The organism is Delftia sp. S65, assembly GCF_016516495.1.
GTDB lineage: Bacteria > Pseudomonadota > Gammaproteobacteria > Burkholderiales > Burkholderiaceae_C > Comamonas > Comamonas acidovorans.
The window spans coordinates 103,575-122,876 of the sequence record NZ_JACVUR010000009.1 but is presented as its reverse complement, the minus strand read 5'-3'; the positions used below and the strand labels follow the sequence as shown (position 1 = coordinate 122,876).

Annotated in this window: 15 protein-coding genes; 9 read left to right on the top strand and 6 right to left on the bottom strand. The window is 69.1% G+C overall.

Going from position 1 to position 19,302, the window contains the following annotated elements; genetic code table 11:
- Positions 1-56 precede the first annotated feature (56 nt).
- The 4 genes from IAE24_RS10765 (at position 57) to IAE24_RS10750 (ending at position 6,167) form a co-directional block, all read left to right on the top strand.
- Positions 57-3,350: a carboxyl transferase domain-containing protein gene (locus IAE24_RS10765; RefSeq protein ID WP_199960533.1), complete on the top strand. Its 3,294-nt coding sequence runs from the start codon at positions 57-59 to the stop codon at positions 3,348-3,350.
- Between the two features lie 100 nt (positions 3,351-3,450).
- On the top strand, positions 3,451-4,593 hold the full coding sequence (locus IAE24_RS10760) for a pyridoxal-phosphate-dependent aminotransferase family protein (protein WP_061287232.1): 1,143 nt from the start codon (positions 3,451-3,453) through the stop codon (positions 4,591-4,593).
- Positions 4,594-4,738: 145 nt separating this feature from the next.
- Positions 4,739-5,158 carry an FKBP-type peptidyl-prolyl cis-trans isomerase gene (locus IAE24_RS10755; RefSeq protein WP_047219586.1) on the top strand — a complete coding sequence of 140 codons (420 nt, stop codon included), beginning with the start codon at positions 4,739-4,741 and terminating at the stop codon, positions 5,156-5,158.
- 88 nt (positions 5,159-5,246) lie between these two features.
- Positions 5,247-6,167 carry a DMT family transporter gene (locus IAE24_RS10750; protein WP_034389992.1) on the top strand — a complete coding sequence of 307 codons (921 nt, stop codon included), beginning with the start codon at positions 5,247-5,249 and terminating at the stop codon, positions 6,165-6,167.
- On the opposite strand, the gene norR is transcribed toward IAE24_RS10750, so the two are convergent.
- Positions 6,151-7,734, bottom strand: a complete 1,584-nt coding sequence (gene norR / locus IAE24_RS10745; protein ID WP_199960532.1) for a nitric oxide reductase transcriptional regulator NorR — start codon at positions 7,732-7,734, stop codon at positions 6,151-6,153. The two genes, IAE24_RS10750 and norR, sit on opposite strands and share 17 nt — an antisense overlap.
- A gap of 120 nt (positions 7,735-7,854) precedes the next feature.
- On the opposite strand from norR, the gene hmpA reads away from it, so the two are divergent.
- Positions 7,855-9,081, top strand: a complete 1,227-nt coding sequence (gene hmpA, locus IAE24_RS10740; RefSeq protein WP_199960531.1) for an NO-inducible flavohemoprotein — start codon at positions 7,855-7,857, stop codon at positions 9,079-9,081.
- Between the two features lie 79 nt (positions 9,082-9,160).
- Here hmpA and IAE24_RS10735 read toward each other — a convergent pair whose 3' ends face one another.
- On the bottom strand, positions 9,161-11,116 hold the full coding sequence (locus IAE24_RS10735; RefSeq protein WP_013804419.1) for a putative bifunctional diguanylate cyclase/phosphodiesterase: 1,956 nt from the start codon (positions 11,114-11,116) through the stop codon (positions 9,161-9,163).
- A gap of 73 nt (positions 11,117-11,189) precedes the next feature.
- On the opposite strand from IAE24_RS10735, the gene purU reads away from it, so the two are divergent.
- The 3 genes from purU to IAE24_RS10720 all read left to right on the top strand — a co-directional run bounded on the left by purU (position 11,190) and on the right by IAE24_RS10720 (position 14,644).
- Positions 11,190-12,038 (top strand): formyltetrahydrofolate deformylase, encoded by an 849-nt coding sequence (gene purU, locus IAE24_RS10730; protein WP_013804418.1) that lies wholly within the window; start codon positions 11,190-11,192, stop codon positions 12,036-12,038.
- Positions 12,039-12,057: 19 nt separating this feature from the next.
- Positions 12,058-12,981 (top strand): LysR substrate-binding domain-containing protein, encoded by a 924-nt coding sequence (locus tag IAE24_RS10725; protein WP_012203013.1) that lies wholly within the window; start codon positions 12,058-12,060, stop codon positions 12,979-12,981.
- Between the two features lie 151 nt (positions 12,982-13,132).
- Entirely contained in the window at positions 13,133-14,644 is a 1,512-nt protein-coding gene (locus tag IAE24_RS10720; protein ID WP_013804417.1) for an FAD-linked oxidase C-terminal domain-containing protein, read from the top strand.
- Between the two features lie 76 nt (positions 14,645-14,720).
- On the opposite strand, the gene IAE24_RS10715 is transcribed toward IAE24_RS10720, so the two are convergent.
- Positions 14,721-15,743 carry a hypothetical protein gene (locus IAE24_RS10715; protein WP_199960530.1) on the bottom strand — a complete coding sequence of 341 codons (1,023 nt, stop codon included), beginning with the start codon at positions 15,741-15,743 and terminating at the stop codon, positions 14,721-14,723.
- Positions 15,744-15,861: 118 nt separating this feature from the next.
- Here IAE24_RS10715 and IAE24_RS10710 point away from each other — a divergent pair, with 118 nt between their 5' ends.
- Positions 15,862-16,284 (top strand): hypothetical protein, encoded by a 423-nt coding sequence (locus IAE24_RS10710; protein ID WP_013804415.1) that lies wholly within the window; start codon positions 15,862-15,864, stop codon positions 16,282-16,284.
- A 62-nt stretch (positions 16,285-16,346) separates the two neighbouring features.
- Here IAE24_RS10710 and IAE24_RS10705 read toward each other — a convergent pair whose 3' ends face one another.
- The 3 genes from IAE24_RS10705 to IAE24_RS10695 form a co-directional block, all read right to left on the bottom strand.
- Positions 16,347-16,697: a DUF4148 domain-containing protein gene (locus IAE24_RS10705; RefSeq protein ID WP_043820380.1), complete on the bottom strand. Its 351-nt coding sequence runs from the start codon at positions 16,695-16,697 to the stop codon at positions 16,347-16,349.
- A 186-nt stretch (positions 16,698-16,883) separates the two neighbouring features.
- Positions 16,884-17,636 carry a carbon-nitrogen hydrolase family protein gene (locus tag IAE24_RS10700; RefSeq protein ID WP_199960529.1) on the bottom strand — a complete coding sequence of 251 codons (753 nt, stop codon included), beginning with the start codon at positions 17,634-17,636 and terminating at the stop codon, positions 16,884-16,886.
- Positions 17,633-19,174, bottom strand: coding sequence for a purine-cytosine permease family protein (locus IAE24_RS10695; protein WP_199960528.1), 1,542 nt, complete (start codon positions 19,172-19,174; stop codon positions 17,633-17,635). The genes IAE24_RS10700 and IAE24_RS10695 overlap by 4 nt, the downstream gene beginning before the upstream one ends.
- Positions 19,175-19,302: the final 128 nt, after the last annotated feature.

The following is a 19,302-nucleotide window of genomic DNA, read 5'->3' as shown; positions in this document are numbered from 1 at the left end:
CATTTGAGGGCGCCAGTTGCAAACGCTGTTGACCATTGATACCGGACCTTTTACCCATGTTCCAGAAGATCCTGATTGCCAACCGCGGCGAGATCGCGCTGCGCATCGTGCGCGCGCTGCGCGAGCTGGGTGTGCCGAGCCTGGCCGTCTATGCCGCAGACGATGCGCAGGCGCCCCATGTATCCGCTGCCGATGCAGCCGTGCCCCTGGGCGCCAGCGGCCCCTCGGCCTACCTGGACGGCGCCCACCTGCTGCGCATTGCGCGCGAGCACGGCTGCGACGGCATCCATCCGGGCTACGGCTTTCTCAGCGAGAACGCGGGCTTTGCCCAGGCCTGCGCCGATGCGGGCCTGCGCTTCATCGGCCCCGCGCCGGAGCACCTGGCGCTGCTGGGCGACAAGGCCCGCGCACGCGATCTGGCGCGCCGCTGCGGCGTGCCGCTGATGCCGGGCAGCAGCGAGGCTGTCACGCTGGAACAGGCCCAGGCCTTCTTCGAGGCGCAGCAGGCCGGGGGCGCCAGCGGCATCATGGTCAAGGCCATCGGCGGCGGCGGCGGGCGCGGCATGCGTGCCGTGGCGCGCGCCGAGGACCTGCCTGCCGCCTACGAGCGCTGCCGCAGCGAGGCGCGCGCCGCCTTCGGCGTGGACGGCGTCTATGTGGAGCGGCTGATGACGGGCGCACGCCATATCGAGGTGCAGATCCTGGGCGACGGCGGCGCAGGCCCCATCGCGCTGGGCGAACGGGAATGCACGCTGCAGCGGCGCTTCCAGAAGCTGGTCGAGATCGCGCCCAGCCCCAGCCTGGCGCAGCCGCTGCGCGAGCGCATCACGCGCGACGCGCTGCGCATGGCCGCCGAGATCGGCTACGAGAGCCTGGGCACCTTCGAATTCCTGGTCGATGCCGCCTCCGACTCCCTGCCCTATGTCTTCATCGAGGCCAACCCGCGCCTGCAGGTCGAGCACACCATCACCGAGGAAGTCTTCGGCATCGACCTGGTGCAGGCCCAGATCCGCGTGGCGGCGGGCGATCACCTGGGCGAGCTGGGCCTGGATGCCAGGACACCGCCCGCGCCGCGCGGCTATGCCATGCAGTGGCGCATCAATGCCGAGACGCTGGATGCCGCAGGCCAGTCGCGCCCGGGCAGCGGGCGCATAGGCGCACTGCAGTGGCCGGCCGGCCCCGGCATCCGCATCGACACGCATGCGGTGGCGGGCGCCAGCCCCTCGCCGCACTACGACACGCTGCTGGCCAAGCTCATCGTGCACAGCAGCGGGCCGCGCTTTGAAGACGTGCTTCGCCGCGCACGTCGCGCACTGGACGAATGCCGCATCGACGGGCTGGCCACCAACCTGCCGCTGCTGCAGGCGCTGGCCCGGCGGCCCGAGATGGCATCGCAGGCCGTGCACACACGCTGGCTTGAAGAGGCCCTTCCCGAATTGGTGGCGGACGCCCAGGCGCTGGCCGAAGGCGCGCGCCGCACGGCTGTGGCCGCCGATGTGCCGATGGCGGCCGAGGCTGCTGGCGCGCCCGTCCCCGAAGGCGCCATCACGGCCCCCATGCCCGCGCGCATCGTGCAGTGGAGCGTGGCCGTGGGCGATGCCGTGGCTGCAGGCGCCGAGCTGGGCGTGCTCGAAGCCATGAAGATGGAGCATGTGCTGCTGGCGCCGCAGGCCGGCACCATCACCCAACGGCTGGCCGAGGCCGGTGCCTATGTGGCCCAGGACCAGCCCTTGCTGGTGCTGGCCGCCGCCGAAGGCGTGCAGGCCGACGCACGCGCGCAGCAGATCGCCCAGGACCCGGACCACATCCGGGCCGACCTGCGCCGCGTCATCGACCGCCATGCCTTCACGCTGGACACCGCCCGGCCCGAGGCCATGGCCAAACGCCATGCCCAGGGCAGCCGCAGCGCGCGCGAGAACATCGCCGACCTCTGCGACGCAGGCAGCTTCATCGAGTACGGTGCGCTGGCCATTGCCGCGCAGACGCGCCGGCGCAGCATGGACGACCTGATCGCCAACACGCCGGCCGACGGCATGGTCACGGGCATGGGCTCCATCAACGGCGCGCAGTTCGGCCAGGAGCGCTCGCGCGCCGTCGTCATGTCTTACGACGCCACCGTGCTGGCGGGCACCCAGGGCGCGCGCAACCATGCCAAGACCGACCGCATGCTGGGCATTGCGCTGGCGCAGAAGCTGCCCGTGGTGCTGTTCGCCGAAGGCGGCGGCGGGCGGCCCGGTGACACCGACACGCCCGTGGTCGCCGGCCTGCATGTGCACACCTTCGCGGCCTATGCGGCCCTGTCGGGCCAGGTGCCCGTGATCGGCATCACCCATGGCCGCTGCTTCGCGGGCAACGCAGCCCTGCTCGGCTGCAGCGATGTGATCATCGCCACGCGCGCCAGCTGCATCGGCATGGGCGGGCCGGCCATGATCGAGGGCGGCGGGCTGGGCGTCTTCCGGCCCGAGCAGATCGGTCCCAGCAGCGTGCAGCATGCCAATGGCGTGATCGACGTGCTGGTCGAGGACGAGGCCGAAGCCGTGGCCGCCGCGCGCCACTACCTGTCCTTCTTCCAGGGCCGCACCACGGAGTGGACCGCGCCCGACACGCGCGCCCTGCGCCATGTGGTGCCCGAGAACCGGCTGCGTGCCTATGACACGCGTGCGGCCATGGCGCATCTGGTGGACGAAGGCAGCCTGCTGATGCTGCGCACGGGCTTTGGCGCAGGCATCCACACGGCGCTGGCGCGCATCGAAGGCCGGCCCGTGGGGCTGATGGCCAACAACCCCTCCCACCTGGGCGGTGCCATCGACGCCGATGCGGCCGACAAGGCCGCGCGCTTCATGCAGCTGTGCAATGCCCATGGCCTGCCCATCGTGAGCCTGGTGGACACGCCCGGCTTCATGGTCGGCCCCGAGATCGAGAAGACGGCCCAGGTGCGCCATGTCAGCCGCCTGTTCGTCACGGCGGCCAAGCTGCGCGTGCCGTATTTCAGCGTGGTGCTGCGCAAGGGCTACGGCCTGGGGGCCATGGGCATGACGGCCGGCAGCTTCCATGCGCCGGTGTTCAACGTGGCCTGGCCCACGGGCGAGTTCGGTGCCATGGGTCTGGAAGGCGCCGTGCGCCTGGGCTTTCGCAAGGAACTGGAGGCCCTGCCCGAGGGCGCCGAACGCAACGCCCTGTTCGACCGGCTGCTGGCCCAGCAGTACGCCCACGGCGAGGCCATGCACATGGCCGGCACGCTGGAGATCGACGCCGTCATCGACCCCGCCGACACGCGCGCCTGGCTGTCGCGCGGCCTGGCAGGGGCGCGCGTTGCGCCTGCCCAAGCCGGCTTCGTGGACACCTGGTAGGCCCTGAAAACGCCACGGACGGCATGCTAAGCTGGCCGCCTTTCCGACGAACATGATGGCGGGCCTGCGGTGCAGGCCCCGCTGCCTCTGGAGACTCCCCATGCCCGGACTTCTGCCCGATATCGATCCCGACGGCCTGCTCGAATTCTCGGTGGTCTACACCGACCGCGCGCTCAACCACATGTCCAAGCGCTTCGCGGGCGTGATGCAGGACATCCTCACCACGCTGCAGGAGGTCTACCACGCCCACACGGCCGTGCTGGTGCCGGGCAGCGGCACCTTCGGCATGGAGGCCGTGGCGCGCCAGTTCGCCAACCGCGAAAAGGTGCTCATCGTGCGCAACGGCTGGTTCAGCTACCGCTGGACCCAGATCTTCGAGGAAGGCGGCCTGGGCGGCGGCGCCGTGGTCTGCAAGGCGCGTCGCCAGGGACCGGGCAGCCAGGACCCCTGGGCGCCCTGCGCGGCCGAGGACGTGGCCGCCGCCATCCGCACTGAAAAACCCAAGGTCGTGTTCGCCCCCCATGTGGAGACGGCCAGCGGCATCATCCTCAGCGACAGCTACCTGCGCACCGTGGCCGATGCCGCGCACGAGGTGGGCGCACTCTTCGTGCTGGACTGCGTGGCCTCGGGCGCCATGTGGGTGGACATGGAAAAGACCGGCGTGGACGTGCTGATCAGCGCGCCGCAAAAGGGCTGGAGCAGCTCGCCGTGCTGCGCCATGGTCATGCTCTCGCAGCGCGCGCGCGAAGCCATCGAGCACACGCAAAGCTCCAGCTTCTCCTGCGATCTCAAGAAGTGGATGCAGATCGCCGAGGGCTACGAAAAAGGCCAGCACGCCTACCACACCACCATGCCCACCGACGCTCTGGTCCGCCTGCGCGACGTGATGCTGGAGACGCGTGCCTACGGCTTCGCCAAGGTGCGCGACGAGCAGATCGCCCTGGGCGCCAAGGTGCGTGCCCTGCTGGAATCGCGCGGCTTTCCCAGCGTGGCGGCCGAAGGCTGGAAGGCCCCCGGCGTGGTCGTCAGCTACACCACCGACCCCGGCATCCAGAGCGGCAAGAAGTTCATGGAAGCCGGCCTGCAGACCGCCTCGGGCGTGCCCCTGCAGTGCGACGAAGGCCCGGACTTCAAGACCTTCCGCATCGGCCTGTTCGGCCTGGAAAAATGGCACAACGTGGACCGCACCGTCGGCCACATCGCCAAAGCGCTGGACGATATCGGTGTAAATGGCACCCCCTGAGCGGCTGCGCCGCTTCCCCCAGGGGACGACGCCCTCGCTGCGAGGCGGCTCTTGCTCGGCGTCCCGCCTTCAGGCAGTGTTAGCGCTTGAGGCCGCACGGCATGGCATTGCTGTTGAATGCATTTTTTGATTTGAAAGAACCCTCATGAACAAGACCCTCACCACCCTGGCCGCCTCCTGCGGCCTGATGCTCGCCGCACTGACCGGCGTGGCGGCCCATGCGGCCCAGCCCGTGACCACGGCCAGCGGCCTGGTCTATGAAAGCCTCAAGGAAGGCACGGGCGCCAGCCCCAAGGCCAGCGACACGGTGCGCGTGCACTACCGCGGCTACTTCCCCGACACGGGCAAGGACTTCGACAGCTCCATCACGCGCGGCCAGCCCATCGAGTTCCCCTTGACCGGCGTGATTCCCTGCTGGACCGAAGGCGTGCAGAAGATGAAGGTCGGCGGCAAGGCCAAGCTGACCTGCCCGCCCTCCATCGCCTACGGCAGCCGTGGCGCGGGCAGCGTGATCCCGCCCAACGCCACGCTGAACTTCGAGGTGGAACTGCTGGGCATCAAGTGATGGCCGGCCCGCTGGCCGGGCCAGCCCCCGCTTGATGCAAAGCCGGCCTGCGGGCCGGCTTTTTTACGGTCGTTGAAAGGGATATGCCGTGGATTCACGCAAACCGCTGGACGCGCGCGCCGCCGCGCTGATGCTCATGCTGTGCCTGATCTGGAGCCTGCAGCAGATCCTGCTCAAGGCCACGGCCGATGCCATTGCGCCCACGCTGCAGATCGCGCTGCGCTCGGGCGTGGGCGCCGTGCTGGTGTGGCTGTTCATGCGCTGGCGCGGCATGCGCGTGCAGTGGGGCGACGGCAGCTGGCGCCCGGGCCTGGCCGTGGGCACGCTGTTTGCGCTGGAATTCCTGCTGGTGGGCGAGAGCATCAACCACACCTCGGCCGCCCATGTGGTGGTCTTCCTGTATTCCGCCCCCGTGTTCGCGGCGCTGGGCCTGCACTGGAAGCTGCCCTCGGAGCGCCTGGCGCCGCTGCAATGGCTGGGCATCGCACTGGCCTTTGCCGGCATAGCGCTGGCCTTCCTGGGCGGCGGCAAGCCTTCGAAGGCAGCCGGCGCCGCCATGCTGCTGGGCGACCTGCTGGCGCTGGCCGCCGGCGTGGCCTGGGGCGCCACCACGGTGGCCATCCGCACCACGCGGCTGGCATCGCTGCCCGCCGCGCAGACCCTGCTCTACCAACTGGCCACCGGCTTTGCGCTGCTCCTGCCCGCCGCCTTCCTGCTGGGCCAGACCCGCTTCGAGCCCACGCCGCTGGCCTGGGCCGGCCTGGCCTTCCAGTCCGTGCTGGTCTGCTTCGTGAGCTTCCTGGTCTGGTTCTGGCTGCTCACGCAATACCTGGCCTCGCGCCTGGGCGTGTTCTCCTTCATGACGCCCATCTTCGGCGTGGTCTTCGGTGCCTGGCTGCTCAGCGAGCCCATCGAGCCCAACTTCCTGGCAGGGGCACTGATGGTGCTGGCGGGGGTGCTGCTGGTGAGCGGGTATGGGTGGCTGAAGTCGCTCAGGCGTCCTGCCTGACCAGTCCCAGCCGCCGCGCCAGCCGCTGCAGGTTGGCGCGGTCCATCTGCAGTTCGCGTGCGGCGGCGGCCCAGCTGCCTTGGTGGCGCTGCAGGCTGGCGTCGATCAGATGGCGCTCGTAGCTCTCCACGGCTTCGCGCAGGCCTTGGGGGCTGGCGCCGGGCGATGCGGCCTGTGGGACGGGCAGGGACGGGGTGCCCGTCGCCGGGGGCTGCGCGTCATCCCGGAGATCGGCCTGGCCCAGCGTGACCATGCGAGCCCGGCCACCGGCTGGAGCGGTGGAGGGCGCACGGCTCAGCGCCCGCAGCACGCCGCGACTGATGAGGTGCTCCAGCTGCCGGACATTGCCGGGCCATTCCTGGGCGAGCAAGGCAGATTGCGCGGCGGGGTGCAGGCGCAGGCCGCCCAGGCCCAGGCGCGAACGGTTTTCCTCGAGGAAGAAGCCGGCCAGCATCAGCACGTCGCTGTCGCGCTCGCGCAGCGCGGGCACGCGCAGCGGGTACACGCTCAGGCGGTGGAAGAAATCGGCGCGCATGCGGCCTGCCGCCACCTCGGCGGCCAGGTCGCGGTTGGTGGCGGCGATCACGCGCACGTCCACATGGTGTTCTCGGTCCGAGCCCAGGCGCTGCAGCTGGCCGCTTTGCAGCACGCGCAGCAGCTTGGCCTGCACGGGCAGGGACAGCTCGCCCACCTCGTCCAGGAACAGCGTGCCCTGGTCGGCCTGCTCGAACTTGCCGCTGCGCTCGGACAGCGCGCCCGTGAAGGCGCCGCGCACATGGCCGAACAGCTCGCTTTCGACCAGGTTGTCGGGCAGGGCCGCGCAGTTGATGCTGACCAGCGCCCGGCCTGCACGCGCCGACTGCGCATGCACGGCCTGGGCCACCAGTTCCTTGCCCGTGCCGGTCTCGCCCGTGATCAGCACGTTGAGGTCGCTGGCCGCGACCAGGGCGATGTCCTTTTGCAGCGCGCGCATGGCCGGGCTCTGGCCGATCAGCGGACGCGATGAATCGCCCCCCGGGGCGGCGCCGGGCGCGGGCAGGGCGCGCGCACTGCGCGCCAACCGGCGCAGCCGCTCGGCCGTGGTCACGGTGGCCGCCGCCAGGTTGCTGAAGGCCTGCAGCGCCGCCAGCGCGGCGGGGTCGGCAAAGCGCCCCGGGTCCAGCGCGTCCAGCGTGAGAAGGCCCCAGGGCAGGCCGCCCGTCTGCAGCACGCAGCCCATGCAGTCGTGGACCTCCAGCGGCCCGTGGCCCTGGGCCACCAGGCCGTCATAGGGATCGGGCAGCGGGCTGTCGGGCGCAAAGCGCATGGCCTGGCCCGCCGCCAGCAGCTGGGCGAAGCGCGGGTGCTCGGCAATGCGAAAGCGCCGGCCCAGCGCATCGGGCACCAGGCCATCGATGGCCACGGGCCGCAGCCACTCGCCCTCCAGCCGCAGCAGGGCGGCGGCATCGGCCGGCAGCACGGCGCGCAGGGCTGCCAGCAGGCGGCGAAAGCGCTCGCGCTCGGGCAGGTCCTGGGCCAGGTCGGCCACCAGAGGGGTCAGGGCATGCAGGGCGGTGGATGTGGTCATAAAGACTGCAATCGCTGTCAAAAAGACTCGATTTGACGAAGGTCATATTGACGCATGAAACGCCAAACCCTTGTTCTGCAAGGGCTGCAGTCCTGGCACGGCACTTGCCTTTGTCAAGGCATGCCCGCCATCGCTTCGGGCATGCCCGTCCCCGTACCCAAGGAGTTTCTTGTGCTGACCGACCGCCAACGTGCCATCGTCCAATCCACCGTCCCGCTGCTTGAAACCGGCGGCGAGGCGCTGATCACCCACTTCTACCAGACCATGCTGGGCGAGTACCCCGAGGTGCGCGCCCTGTTCAACATGGCCCACCAGCAAAGCGGTGCCCAGCCGCGTGCCCTGGCCTATAGCGTGCTCATGTACGCCAAGCACATCGACCGGCTCGAAGCCCTGGGCGATCTGCCCGCGCAGATCATCAACAAGCACGTTGCGCTGCAGGTGCAGCCCGAGCACTACCCCATCGTCGGCACCTGCCTGCTGCGCGCCATCCGCGAAGTGCTGGGCGCCGAGATCGCCACCGACGAGGTCATCGATGCCTGGGGCGCCGCCTACCAGCAACTGGCCGACATCCTGATCGGCGCCGAGCGCCAGGCCTATGACCGCACGGCGGCGGCCGAAGGCGGCTGGCGCGGCGAGCGTGCCTTCGTGGTCGCGGACAAGGTGGCGGAAAGCGCCGAGATCACCTCGTTCTACCTGGTGCCGGCCGATGGCGGCCCCGTGATCGCCCACCAGCCCGGCCAGTACATCGGCCTGCGCCTGGTGGTGGACGGCCAGGAGCAGCGGCGCAACTACTCGCTGTCCGCGCCCGCCGATGGCCGCAGCCTGCGCATCAGCGTCAAGCGCGAGGCAGGCGGCAAGGTCTCCAACTTCCTGCACGACCGGGTCCGCGTCGGCGACACGCTGCAGCTGTTCCCGCCCGCAGGCCACTTCACGCTGCAGCCCGGCGAGCGTCCGCTGGTGCTGATCAGCGGTGGCGTGGGCATCACGCCGACCCTGCCCATGCTGGATGCGGCCTTGCCGACCCGGCGGCCCGTGGTCTTCATCCACTGCGCACGCGAGCGCGGGGTGCATGCCTTCCGTGAACGTGTGGATGCGCTGGCCGCAGTGCATCCGCAGCTCAGCCGGTACTACTGCTATGACCGGGTGGAGGAGGGCGATGAGGCCGATGCGCAGGGGCTGCTGACCGCCCGGCAGTTGGGTGAGTGGCTGCCTTCAGTGGATGCCGATGTGTATTTCCTGGGACCGCGGCCGTTCATGCGGTCGGTGAAGGAGTCGTTGCGGGTGTTGGGGGTGCCGGAAGGGCAGGTCCGCTATGAATTCTTTGGGCCGGCGGAGGCGTTGGCCTGATTTGCCGTCGATTCGCTCGGGTCCCCTGGCCTGAGTGGTGGAGCAGGGGCCGGGCCTCGGCCCGCCGTGCATCGGGCGATCAGCCCTGCACGGCCCACATGCCCTGGTTGTCCGACACCCACTCCCCAAACGCCTGTGCGGGCAAGGGCTTGCTGCACAGATAGCCCTGGAAGAAGTCGCACCCCTTGCCGCGCAGGAATGCCAGTTGCTCGGCCGTCTCCACGCCCTCGGCCAGAACCTTGAGCCCCATGGCATGCCCCAGCGCGATCACCGATCCGCTGATGGCCATGTCGTCCGCGCTGTGCGGGATATCGCGGATGAAGCCCTGGTCGATCTTGAGCAGGTCCAGCGGAAAGCGCTTGAGGTGGGCGAGCGAGGAATAGCCGGTGCCGAAGTCGTCGATGGCCAGCCGCAGGCCCTGGGCGCGCAGGCGTCGCATGACGGCCAGGGCCTCCTCGGGGCGCTCGGCCAGGGCGCTTTCGGTGATCTCCAGTTCCAGGCAGTGCGGAGCGAAGCCCGTGGCGGCCAGCGCGTCGGCGGTGGCACCGGCGATGTCGGTCAGCAGGAACTGGTGCAGCGAGACATTGACCGCGATGGTCATCTCGGGCAGGCCCTGATCGCGCCAGCGCTGACCCTGGGCGCAGGCCTCGCGCAGCACCCACAGGCCCAGCGCGCCGATGACGCCCGAGCTTTCGGCCACGGGAATGAAGCGTGCCGGGGAGATGAGGCCCTCGTCCGGGTCCAGCCAGCGCACCAGGGCCTCGGCGCCCACCAGGCGGCCCGTGGCCAGGTCGATCTGGGGCTGGAAGTACAGGCGCAGGTGGCCCAGGTCTATGGCCTGCCGCAGCCGTGCCTCCATGGCCAGCCGCTCGCGTGCGGCCGAGGTCATGTCTTCCTCGAAGAAGCACCAGGCACGGCCGCTGCGCGACTTGGCGCCGTAGACGGCGGCGTGCGCGCCCTGCAGCAGGTCCTGGGCATTGCCGGCGTGGGAGGGATACATGCAGATGCCCACGCTGACGCCGGCCATGACGGACAGGCCGTCGGGCGAGCTCCAGGGCTGGCCGGCCGCCGCGATCAGTTGCCGTGCACGGGCGATGGCGTCGCCGCGCTCGCTCATGCCCTTGCACAGCACGGCCAGCTCGTCACCGGCCATGCGACCTATGAGGTCCTGGGGTCCCAGGGAGTCGTGCACACGGGCGGCGATGTGGCGCAGCACCTGATCGCCAATGGCGTGGCCGTAGCTGTCGTTGACGTCCTTGAAGCGATCGATGTTCAGCAGCATCACGGCCAGCGTGCCCTGCTCGGCGGCCGCCTCGGCCACGGCGTCTTCCAGCAGCGCTGTGAAGCGCACGCTGTTGGGCAGGCCGGTGAGCATGTCGCGGTGGGCCAGGAATTCGAGCTGGGCCTCGCGCGCCTTCTCGGCCGAGATGTCGGTGAACATGCATACGTAGTGCGTGACCTTGCCCTGTGCGTCCTTGACGGCGCTGAGCGACATGCGCTCGGGGAAGACCTCGCCGTTCTTGCGGCGGTTCCAGATCTCGCCCTGCCAGTGGCCCGTGGCCTGCATGCTGTCCCACATGGCCTCGTAGAAGGCCTTGTCGTGGCGGCCGGACTTGAACATGCGCGGGGTCTTGCCCAGCATCTCCTGCTCGGTATAGCCCAGCAGCCGCGTGAAGGCGCTGTTGACCGAGAGGATGCGGCTGCGCGCGTCGGTGACGACCACGCCCTCCATGGTGTTGTCCACCACGGCGGCGGCCAGGCGCTGGCGTTCGTCGGCCTCCCGCCCTGCGGCCATCGCGGCATGGGCAGTGCGCTCTCCACGGCGCATGCGCCACAGCAGCCAGCCGCCGCCCACGGCCGTGACCAGCACCAGGGTCACCGAGGACAGCATGCGCCGCTGCGCCGCCGCCTCGGGCGGAATCTGCAGGTGCGCCAGCAGCCATTCCACGCCCCAGAGCCACAGCAGACCTGCGCACACGTACAGGGTCATTGCGCCCCAGAGCGGTATTCGGGGCTGCTCTCCCTGATCTTGCATGTGGTTCCTCAGAACGTTCCCAGAACGTGTGACTTGCGCAGGGTCGTGTCCATGCTGCGACAATTGCGCCGCTATGACCCAAGCCTATATTCTTACCCTTTCGTGCCCCGACCGGCTCGGTCTGGTACATGCCGTCTCGGGCTTTCTGCTCGAGCAAGGCGGCAACATCGAAGAGGCCGCGCAGTATAACGACCCGGCCACCGGACTGTTCTTCATGCGCGTGCAATTTGCCTGCAACGGCTGCGATCCCGCGGCTCTGAGGGCGGCCCTGGCCGACCTGGGCGGCCAGTACCAGATGAAGTGGCGCCTGCACACCAAGGCCGAAGCCATGAAGACCGTGCTCATGGTCAGCAAGGAAGGCCACTGCCTCAACGACCTGCTGTTTCGCTGGAAGAGCGGCCTGCTGCCGGTGGACATCCGCGCCATCATCAGCAACCACCGCGAGTTCTACCAGCTGGCGGCCAGCTACAACATCCCCTTCCACCACATCCCCGTCACGGCTGCCACCAAGGCCCAGGCCGAGGCAAAGCAGTTCGAGATCATCGAGGCCGAAGGCGCCGAGCTCGTGGTGCTGGCACGCTACATGCAGGTGCTGTCCAACGACCTGTGCACCAAGCTGGCAGGCCGCGCGATCAATATCCACCACAGCTTCCTGCCCAGCTTCAAGGGCGCCAAGCCCTACTACCAGGCCCATGACCGCGGCGTGAAGCTGATCGGCGCCACGGCCCACTATGTGACGGCCGACCTGGACGAAGGCCCGATCATCGAGCAGGACGTGGCCCGCGCCGACCACACCGACACCGTGGAGGACCTCACGGCCCGTGGCCGCGACACCGAGAGCCAGGTGCTGGCCCGCGCCGTCAAGTGGCACAGCGAGCACCGCGTCATCCTCAACGGCCACAAGACCGTGGTCTTCCGCTGAAGCCGGCTCCCGGCCGCCCATGGCGAACGTGACCCTTGCCGCCGGCAGCGGCTTTGCCCCGCCCGGCAGCGGCGCCCGCCGCATTCCGCCCATACAGTGCCTGCTCACTTTCGAGGCGCTGGCGCGGCTGCGCAGCGTGACGCAGACGGCCGAGGAGCTGTGCGTCACGCCCAGCGCCGTCAGCCACCGCGTGCGCCAGCTGGAGCAGATCCTGGGCACGCGGCTGTTCGGCCGCTCGGACTTTTCGCTCACCACCGAAGGCAGCGCCTACCTGTCCCACGTGCGCGAGGGCCTGGGCGCGCTGCAGCGCTTTCCGGGCGAGGTGACGGCACCGGGCCGCCGCAGGCTCAAGCTCGCCGTCACGCCCACCTTTGCGCGCGTGATCCTGATCCCGCGCCTGCGCCAGTTCACGGAAACCTATCCCGAGATCGACATCGCCCTGCAGGTCTCCATCCCGCTGCTGGACGTGGTGGCCGAGGATGCCGACCTGATGGTGCGCTTCGGCCCCGGCCACTATGCCGATGTGGAGCACATCGAGCTGGCGCGCGACGTGGTCACGCCGCTGGCCTCGCCAGCCTTTATCCGCGAGCACGGCCCCTTCGAGCAGCCCCAGGACCTGGAAGGCATGCCCCTGCTGCGCAGCCCGCTGGAGCCCTGGCGCACCTGGTTCGGCGCCACCGGCCTGGACTGGCCCGAGCCGCACGAGGGCTCGCAGTTCAACGACATCGGCCTGATGTGCGACGCGGCATCGGCCGGCATGGGCATCGCCCTGGTGCGCCACAAGCTGGGCGCGCCCTGGCTGGACAACGGCACCCTGGTGCGCCTGTTCGACGTGGACACGGCCAGCCCTCATGCCCACTACCTGTGCTGGCGCACCGGCACCATGGACCGCTGGGAATGCGCGGCCTTTGCTGAATGGTTGAAGAGGGCGATGGCCTGCTGAGGCGCCCATAACTGATTTCACGGATTTCACGGATTTCACGCACCGTTGCAATAAACATCAGCGCAGTCCCGCTGCACAAAGACGGTGGCATCGCCTAAAGTCAGGCTCCATGACTTCCGCCAGCTCCCCAGCCAGCCTCGCTCCCGGCGCCATGGCGTCGGCCGCCGCCGATGCGGCCCACCAGCAGCCCACAGTCTCCGAACGCGCACGGCGCCAGGCCGAGGTCGTGGCCGCGCTGGCCCGCCATGTGCCCGCCCACGCCCTGCTGTGGAACGCCGAGGACACCACGCCCTATGAATGCGACGGCCTCACGGCCTACCGCCAGCGCCCGCTGGTGGTCTGCCTGCCCGAGACCGAGGCCCAGGTCCAGGCCGTGCTGCGAGCCTGCCACGCCATCCAGGTGCCCGTGATCGCACGCGGCGCGGGCACCGGGCTGTCGGGCGGTGCCTTGCCCCATCCCATGGGCGTGACGCTGTCGCTGGCCAAGTTCAACAAGATCCTGCAGGTCGATGCGGCCAGCCGCACGGCCGTGGTGCAGTGCGGCGTGCGCAACCTGGCCATCAGCGAGGCCGCCGCGCCCTTCGGCCTGTACTACGCGCCCGATCCCAGCAGCCAGATCGCCTGCACCATCGGCGGCAACGTGGCCGAGAACTCGGGCGGCGTGCACTGCCTCAAGTACGGGCTGACCGTGCACAACGTGCTCAAGGTGCGCGGCTTCACCGTGGAGGGCGAGCCGGTGGAGTTCGGCTCCACGGCACTGGACACGCCGGGCTTCGACCTGCTGGCCATCCTGGTCGGCAGCGAGGGCATGCTGGCCGTGACCACCGAAGTCACCGTGCGCCTGATCCCCAAGCCCCAGCTGGCGCGCTGCATCATGGCCAGCTTCGACGACGTGCGCAAGGCCGGCGACGCCGTGGCCGCCGTGATCGCGGCCGGTATCATCCCGGCCGGGCTGGAGATGATGGACAAGCCCATGACGGCCGCCGTCGAGGACTTCGTCAAGGCCGGCTACGACCTCACGGCCGAGGCCATCCTGCTGTGCGAGAGCGACGGCACGCCCGAGGAAGTCGAGGAAGAGATCGCCCACATGAGCGAAGTGCTGCGCGGCGCCGGGGCCACGGCCATCACCGTCAGCGAGAGCGAGGCCGAGCGCCTGCGCTTCTGGAGCGGGCGCAAGAACGCCTTTCCCGCCAGCGGGCGCATCAGCCCCGACTACATGTGCATGGACTCCACCATCCCGCGCAAGCGTCTGGCCGACATCCTGCTGGCCATCCAGGAGATGGAAAAGAAATACGGCCTGCGCTGCGCCAACGTCTTCCACGCGGGCGACGGCAACCTGCACCCGCTGATCCTGTTCGATGCCAACGACCCCGACGAGCTGCACCGCTGCGAGCTGTTCGGCGCCGACATCCTGGAGACCAGCGTGGCCATGGGCGGCACGGTCACGGGCGAGCATGGCGTGGGTGTGGAAAAGCTCAACTCCATGTGCACCCAGTTCACCACGGCCGAGAACGACCAGATGTTCGCGCTCAAGGCCGCCTTCGACCCGCAGGCCCTGCTCAACCCCGGCAAGGTGATTCCCACGCTCAACCGCTGCGCCGAGTACGGAAAGATGCTGGTGCGCGGCGGCCAGATCTCACACCCGGACCTGCCGAGATTCTGAGGCGACGTGCAACGGGCGCGGTGCAACCGGCTCCGTGCAACGAGCACTGTGCAACGAGAGGCATGCAACCCGCTGGTCACGGCTGCTGCAGGCAGCGCAGCCACAGCCCATCGAGCGCGCGGGCCAGCGCAGCTTCCTGCCGGGGCACGGCCAGGTCCTCCGCGAGGTCTTCGATCATGGCCTCCAGTAGTACGGCATGGGACAGGGTGCGCATGCCGCATTCCATCGCCAAGGCGGTGTCCAGGTAGGCCACGCGCGCACCGGCCACGCCCCAGCGCGTGAGTTCGCGCACACGGCCGACCTGGTTCAGCCGCAGGCGCATTGCCTCCAGCCGCTCGGCCAGGGATCTGCGGATGCGCTCCCCTGTCTCGGGCCGGTCCTCCTCCAGTCTGCGCAGCGCCGCCTCCTGCTGCTCTAGCGTGCGCTCCAGTGCCCGCAGAGCCGCCTCGCGCCCCAGCCGTGCCTCGTCGTAGCGCGGCAGGGCTGCGCGCATGCGCTCCAGCGTCTGCTTGCGTTCGCGTGCGTAGACCGGCTCGGCGGGGCGCCCGGAACGCACGCACGCGTCGGCGGCCAGCACCAGCCGCTGCGGAGCTGCTTCGGCGCCCAGCCCTTGCGGACGGAAGCTGCGGCAGTCTGTCATTTCCTCCAGCATGCGCAGGTCTTCCCGGTGCAGGCGCATGCGTTCCGCGTCCTTCTGCGCCTCAAGCCGATGGCGGCCCAGCATCTCCTGGCGCTGGCGCTCCAGCATCAGCAATTCGCGCCAGCCGCCGCGCAGCCGGGCCTCGAACCGCGCCTGCTCGCCATCGGCCGCTTGCTGCAGCTGCTCGGCATCCTGGCGCAGACGCAGCTGCAGGTATCCATGCGTGCCTGATCTCTCGCAGGTGTACTCGACGATGCGCCCGCCGCTTCCATCGCCCACGCTGCGCCATGCACTGCGCGCGCATGCGTTCCTCTCCTGGAGCACCTGGCCTATCGAAACCCCCGATGCACCGCCCCAGGATGCGGCCCGGACCGCCAGGACATCACCGTCGTCACCGCCGCAACCGCCCAGCACCAGTACAAGGCTCGAGGGCAGCAGCCACACTCGTTGCCAACGCATTTGCTCCCCCGTGCATGTGATTTCCAGATCGATGGTTGATATTAACTATCAATCAAAAAGAGATGTGATTTTTATCAATACTCACATCTCAATCAGACCAATCCCATAGCGTTCGCGCATGCAGGATGCAAAGCAGCGGTTTGCTCAAAAATTACGTGATTCAATGCAGGCCCAGGGCTATGAAGCCAGGCCTGCCGTGCTGGAGCACGAGTTCAATTCCCGTTTCTGGGGCAAGCCCATGTCCCAGCACGGCGTGCGCCTTTGGCTGGTCGGCAAGACCATGCCCAACGCCAAGAAACTCGCTGCGCTGGCTGACTGGCTGCAGGTGCCGCTGGAGGAGTTCCTGCGCTCGCCGCAGCAGGTTCGCGAGGTGCGCGAGCCCAAGAGCGCCTGGTCCGCAGGCCTGGGCTACGAGGACAACGAGCTGTTCAAGATCTACCTGCGCCTTCCCGTGCCCAAGCGCCGGCTGGCACGCGACGTGATCCTGGCCATTGCGCGCGCCCATGATGCCGAGGAAGCAGAACGCGCCGCAGGCTCGTAGCCAGGCGGCGCGTCGGGTTTGCATTGATCCGGCACCTGCGGGGCACGGGCCCCGCCCGCGCATCAGCCACCCATGGCGCGCTGGCGTGCATCGCGCTGGGCGGGCGTTTCGTTGATCAGTTCATTGATCACTTCCTGGCGTGTCTTGCCCGCGCCGGTCTGCGGTGCGGGAGCCGGATAGACGCTGGCATTGAAGCGCGAAGTGCCGCCCTGGCGCACGGCTGCCTCGGCGTCGGCCGTCACCTGGGCGCGTGTCTTGCTGCTCTTGAAATGCTCGGGGTGGACGACGGCGCCCGCCTCGTTGTTGGCCGGGTGGATGTATCCGGCCGCCGATGCCATGCCGGGCAGCAGCAGCGCTGCCGATGCAGCCAGGCCGGCGATGAGGGTGGCGGGGGTGAAGCGGCGTTGCGACATGATGTGATTCCTTTCAGGCACGTTGGTAATTCGTTCTCCCCACGCCCCGCGATGCGGAACGCCGAGGAGAGGACTCCAATGTAGAAATCACGTGCCCACACCAGCCCCACAGGATGGTGACATTGCTGTCATACAACCGACACAGATGACCGCGATGACCGAGACACTGCAGCGCCTCGGCGCTCGTCAGCCCCGGTACTGCGCACGCGCTCGGCCGGGCGCCAGAGGGTCCAGGCGCACGTCCAGCAGGCCCTCGGCATCGCCCGCGATGCGCGCCAGCGTCTGGCCGAAGGGATCGGCGAACTGGCTTTCGCCGCAGAAGGCGTAGCTGTCGCCGGGACCGGCGCGGTTGGCCATGGCGATGTAGCACTGGTTGTCCATGGCGCGCACGGGCACGGCGTGGCGATGGATGTGGCCGTGGGGGTGCATCATCCCGTCCATCAGCACGATCAGGTCCACGCCCTGCACGCCCAGGGCGCGGGCCGGTACCGGAAACTCGATGTCGAAGCAGATCAGCAGTCCCACTCGCAGGCCGCGCCATGTGCAGACGGGCTGGCGATCCCCGGCCTCGAAGACCCCGTGGTCCGAGTCGTAGAGCATGGTCTTGCGGTAGTGCAGCAGCACCTGCCCGTCGGCATCGATCAGCAGGCCTGCGTTGAAGTGGCGGCCCCGGTCTGCTTCGGCCAGGCCGATGGCGACGGCCACGCCGGCTTGCCGCGCGGCCTCGCGCAGCGCGGTGGCCGAGGGGCCGTCCAGCGGCTCGGCGAGCTGCGCCACGTTGTCCGGCCGGGGAAATCCGCTGATGCAGGTTTCGGGAAAGACCAGCAGGTCGGCCTGCCCCGCGCTGGCCCTGATCGTCTTCAGCGTCATCGCCAGGTTGCCGGCAATGTCGCCGTCGCGCAGACGGGGCTGGATGATGCGGATGCGGTGCTCCGTCATGGTGTGCGCTCCTTGAGATGCAAAGGGTGGCTGTCCTGCCGCGGCTGGCAACTGGCGGCCTCCTCGGCCTGCAGATCCAGGTTGCGGGCCAGCACCCAGTAAAGGCCGCCGGCTACGAGAATGCCCGGCAGCCAGGCGAAGTCCATGCCGCCCAGCCGCTGCGCAGCCCAGCCGATGAAGACCGCGTGGCCATCGGTGGCGTCGTGGATGTGCATGAACGGCACCATGGCCGCAAAGCCGCCCAGATAGGCGCAGATGCCGCGCCAGCCCCAGGCGCCGTAGATGCCCTGTGGCGTGAAGAAATCGGCGATGGCGTAGCGGCCCTTGCGCACCAGGAAGTAGTCCACGAGGTTGACCGCCGTCCACGGCACCAGGAAGTACAGCAGCAGCGCCAGGAAGGAGTGCAGCAATGCCACGCCGCTGCCCTGGATGGACAGCACGCACGCGAGGATGGTGGCGCTGATGGCGGCGATGGCGCCGATGCGTGCACCGAGTGTGCCGAGTGCTTCGCGTGCACCGCGTGCGCTGCGTGCGCTGCGTGCGCTGCGTGTGGGGCGCAGGCCGCCCAGCGAATCCGCCGCCGTGAGCACGGTCAGCGCCGCGCTGTAGGTGTTGAGGGCGATGATGGGCACGAAGGCCACGACGGCCAGGGCAGGCAGCAGCCGGTCCGCGCCCGGGAACAGGCCGGTGCCGATCCGTCCCAGCGCCGCCAGCGCGTCGCCGGCCTGCAGCCGCTGCGCCATCCACGCGCCCAGCCCGATCATCCAGGCGCCGGACAGCGAGGCGCCCAGGAAGATGGCCGCGATCAGGCGCCGGGGCTCGGTATGGCGCGGCAGGTAGCGCGAATAGTCGGACACATAGGGCGCATAGGAGATGTTGTAGCTGGCCGCGATGGTGAACTGCGCGGCAAAGGCGCTCCATGCGAATTCTGGCAATGGCTCCGGCCGAACGTGCAAGGCGGGCTCGCCCACGCCTGCCAGCAACGCCAGCGTGGCCAGCGCATACAGCGGCAGTGCCAGCATCAGCGCGCAGCGGAATGCCTTGTGCATCACATCGTGGCCGCAGACCGCCAGCAAGGCGCCTACCGCCACGGCCACGCAGGCCGTGGGCGCTGGCGACAGGCCGAACACGGCCTGCATGCCCTGCATGATGAGCGAGACGTTGACGACGTTGAACCCCGTGAACACCAGCAGCGTGGCGCACAGCGGCAGGGTGACTCCGCGAAAGCCGAACTGCGCGCGCGACTGGATCATCTGCGGCAGCCCCAGCTGCGGCCCCTGCGCGCCGTGCAGCGCCATGAACAGCGTGCCGAACATGATGCCCAGCGTCCCGGCCAGGGCGCTCCAGGGCGCCGAAAGCCCCAGCGACGGGCCGACGAAGCCGATGGAAAGCGTGAAGAAGTGGAAGTTGCCCAGGAACCAGAACGGCCCCTGGTCGGCGAGCCGCGCGTGGCGCTCGCCGTCGGGAATGCAGTCGATGGACCGGCTCTCCACGGCGATGCGGGCACGGCCGTGCTGTCCGCTGGCGGGGCTGTTCATGGCCTTGTCTCCCTCCCGTTGTCCTTGCTGTTGTGGGACAAATTCTAGGCAGGAGCCTGCCGCCGCTCCATGCCTGATGCGCGACGTTCACATTGACTGGAAAAGATGTTTGGCCAGCGTGCCAGCCC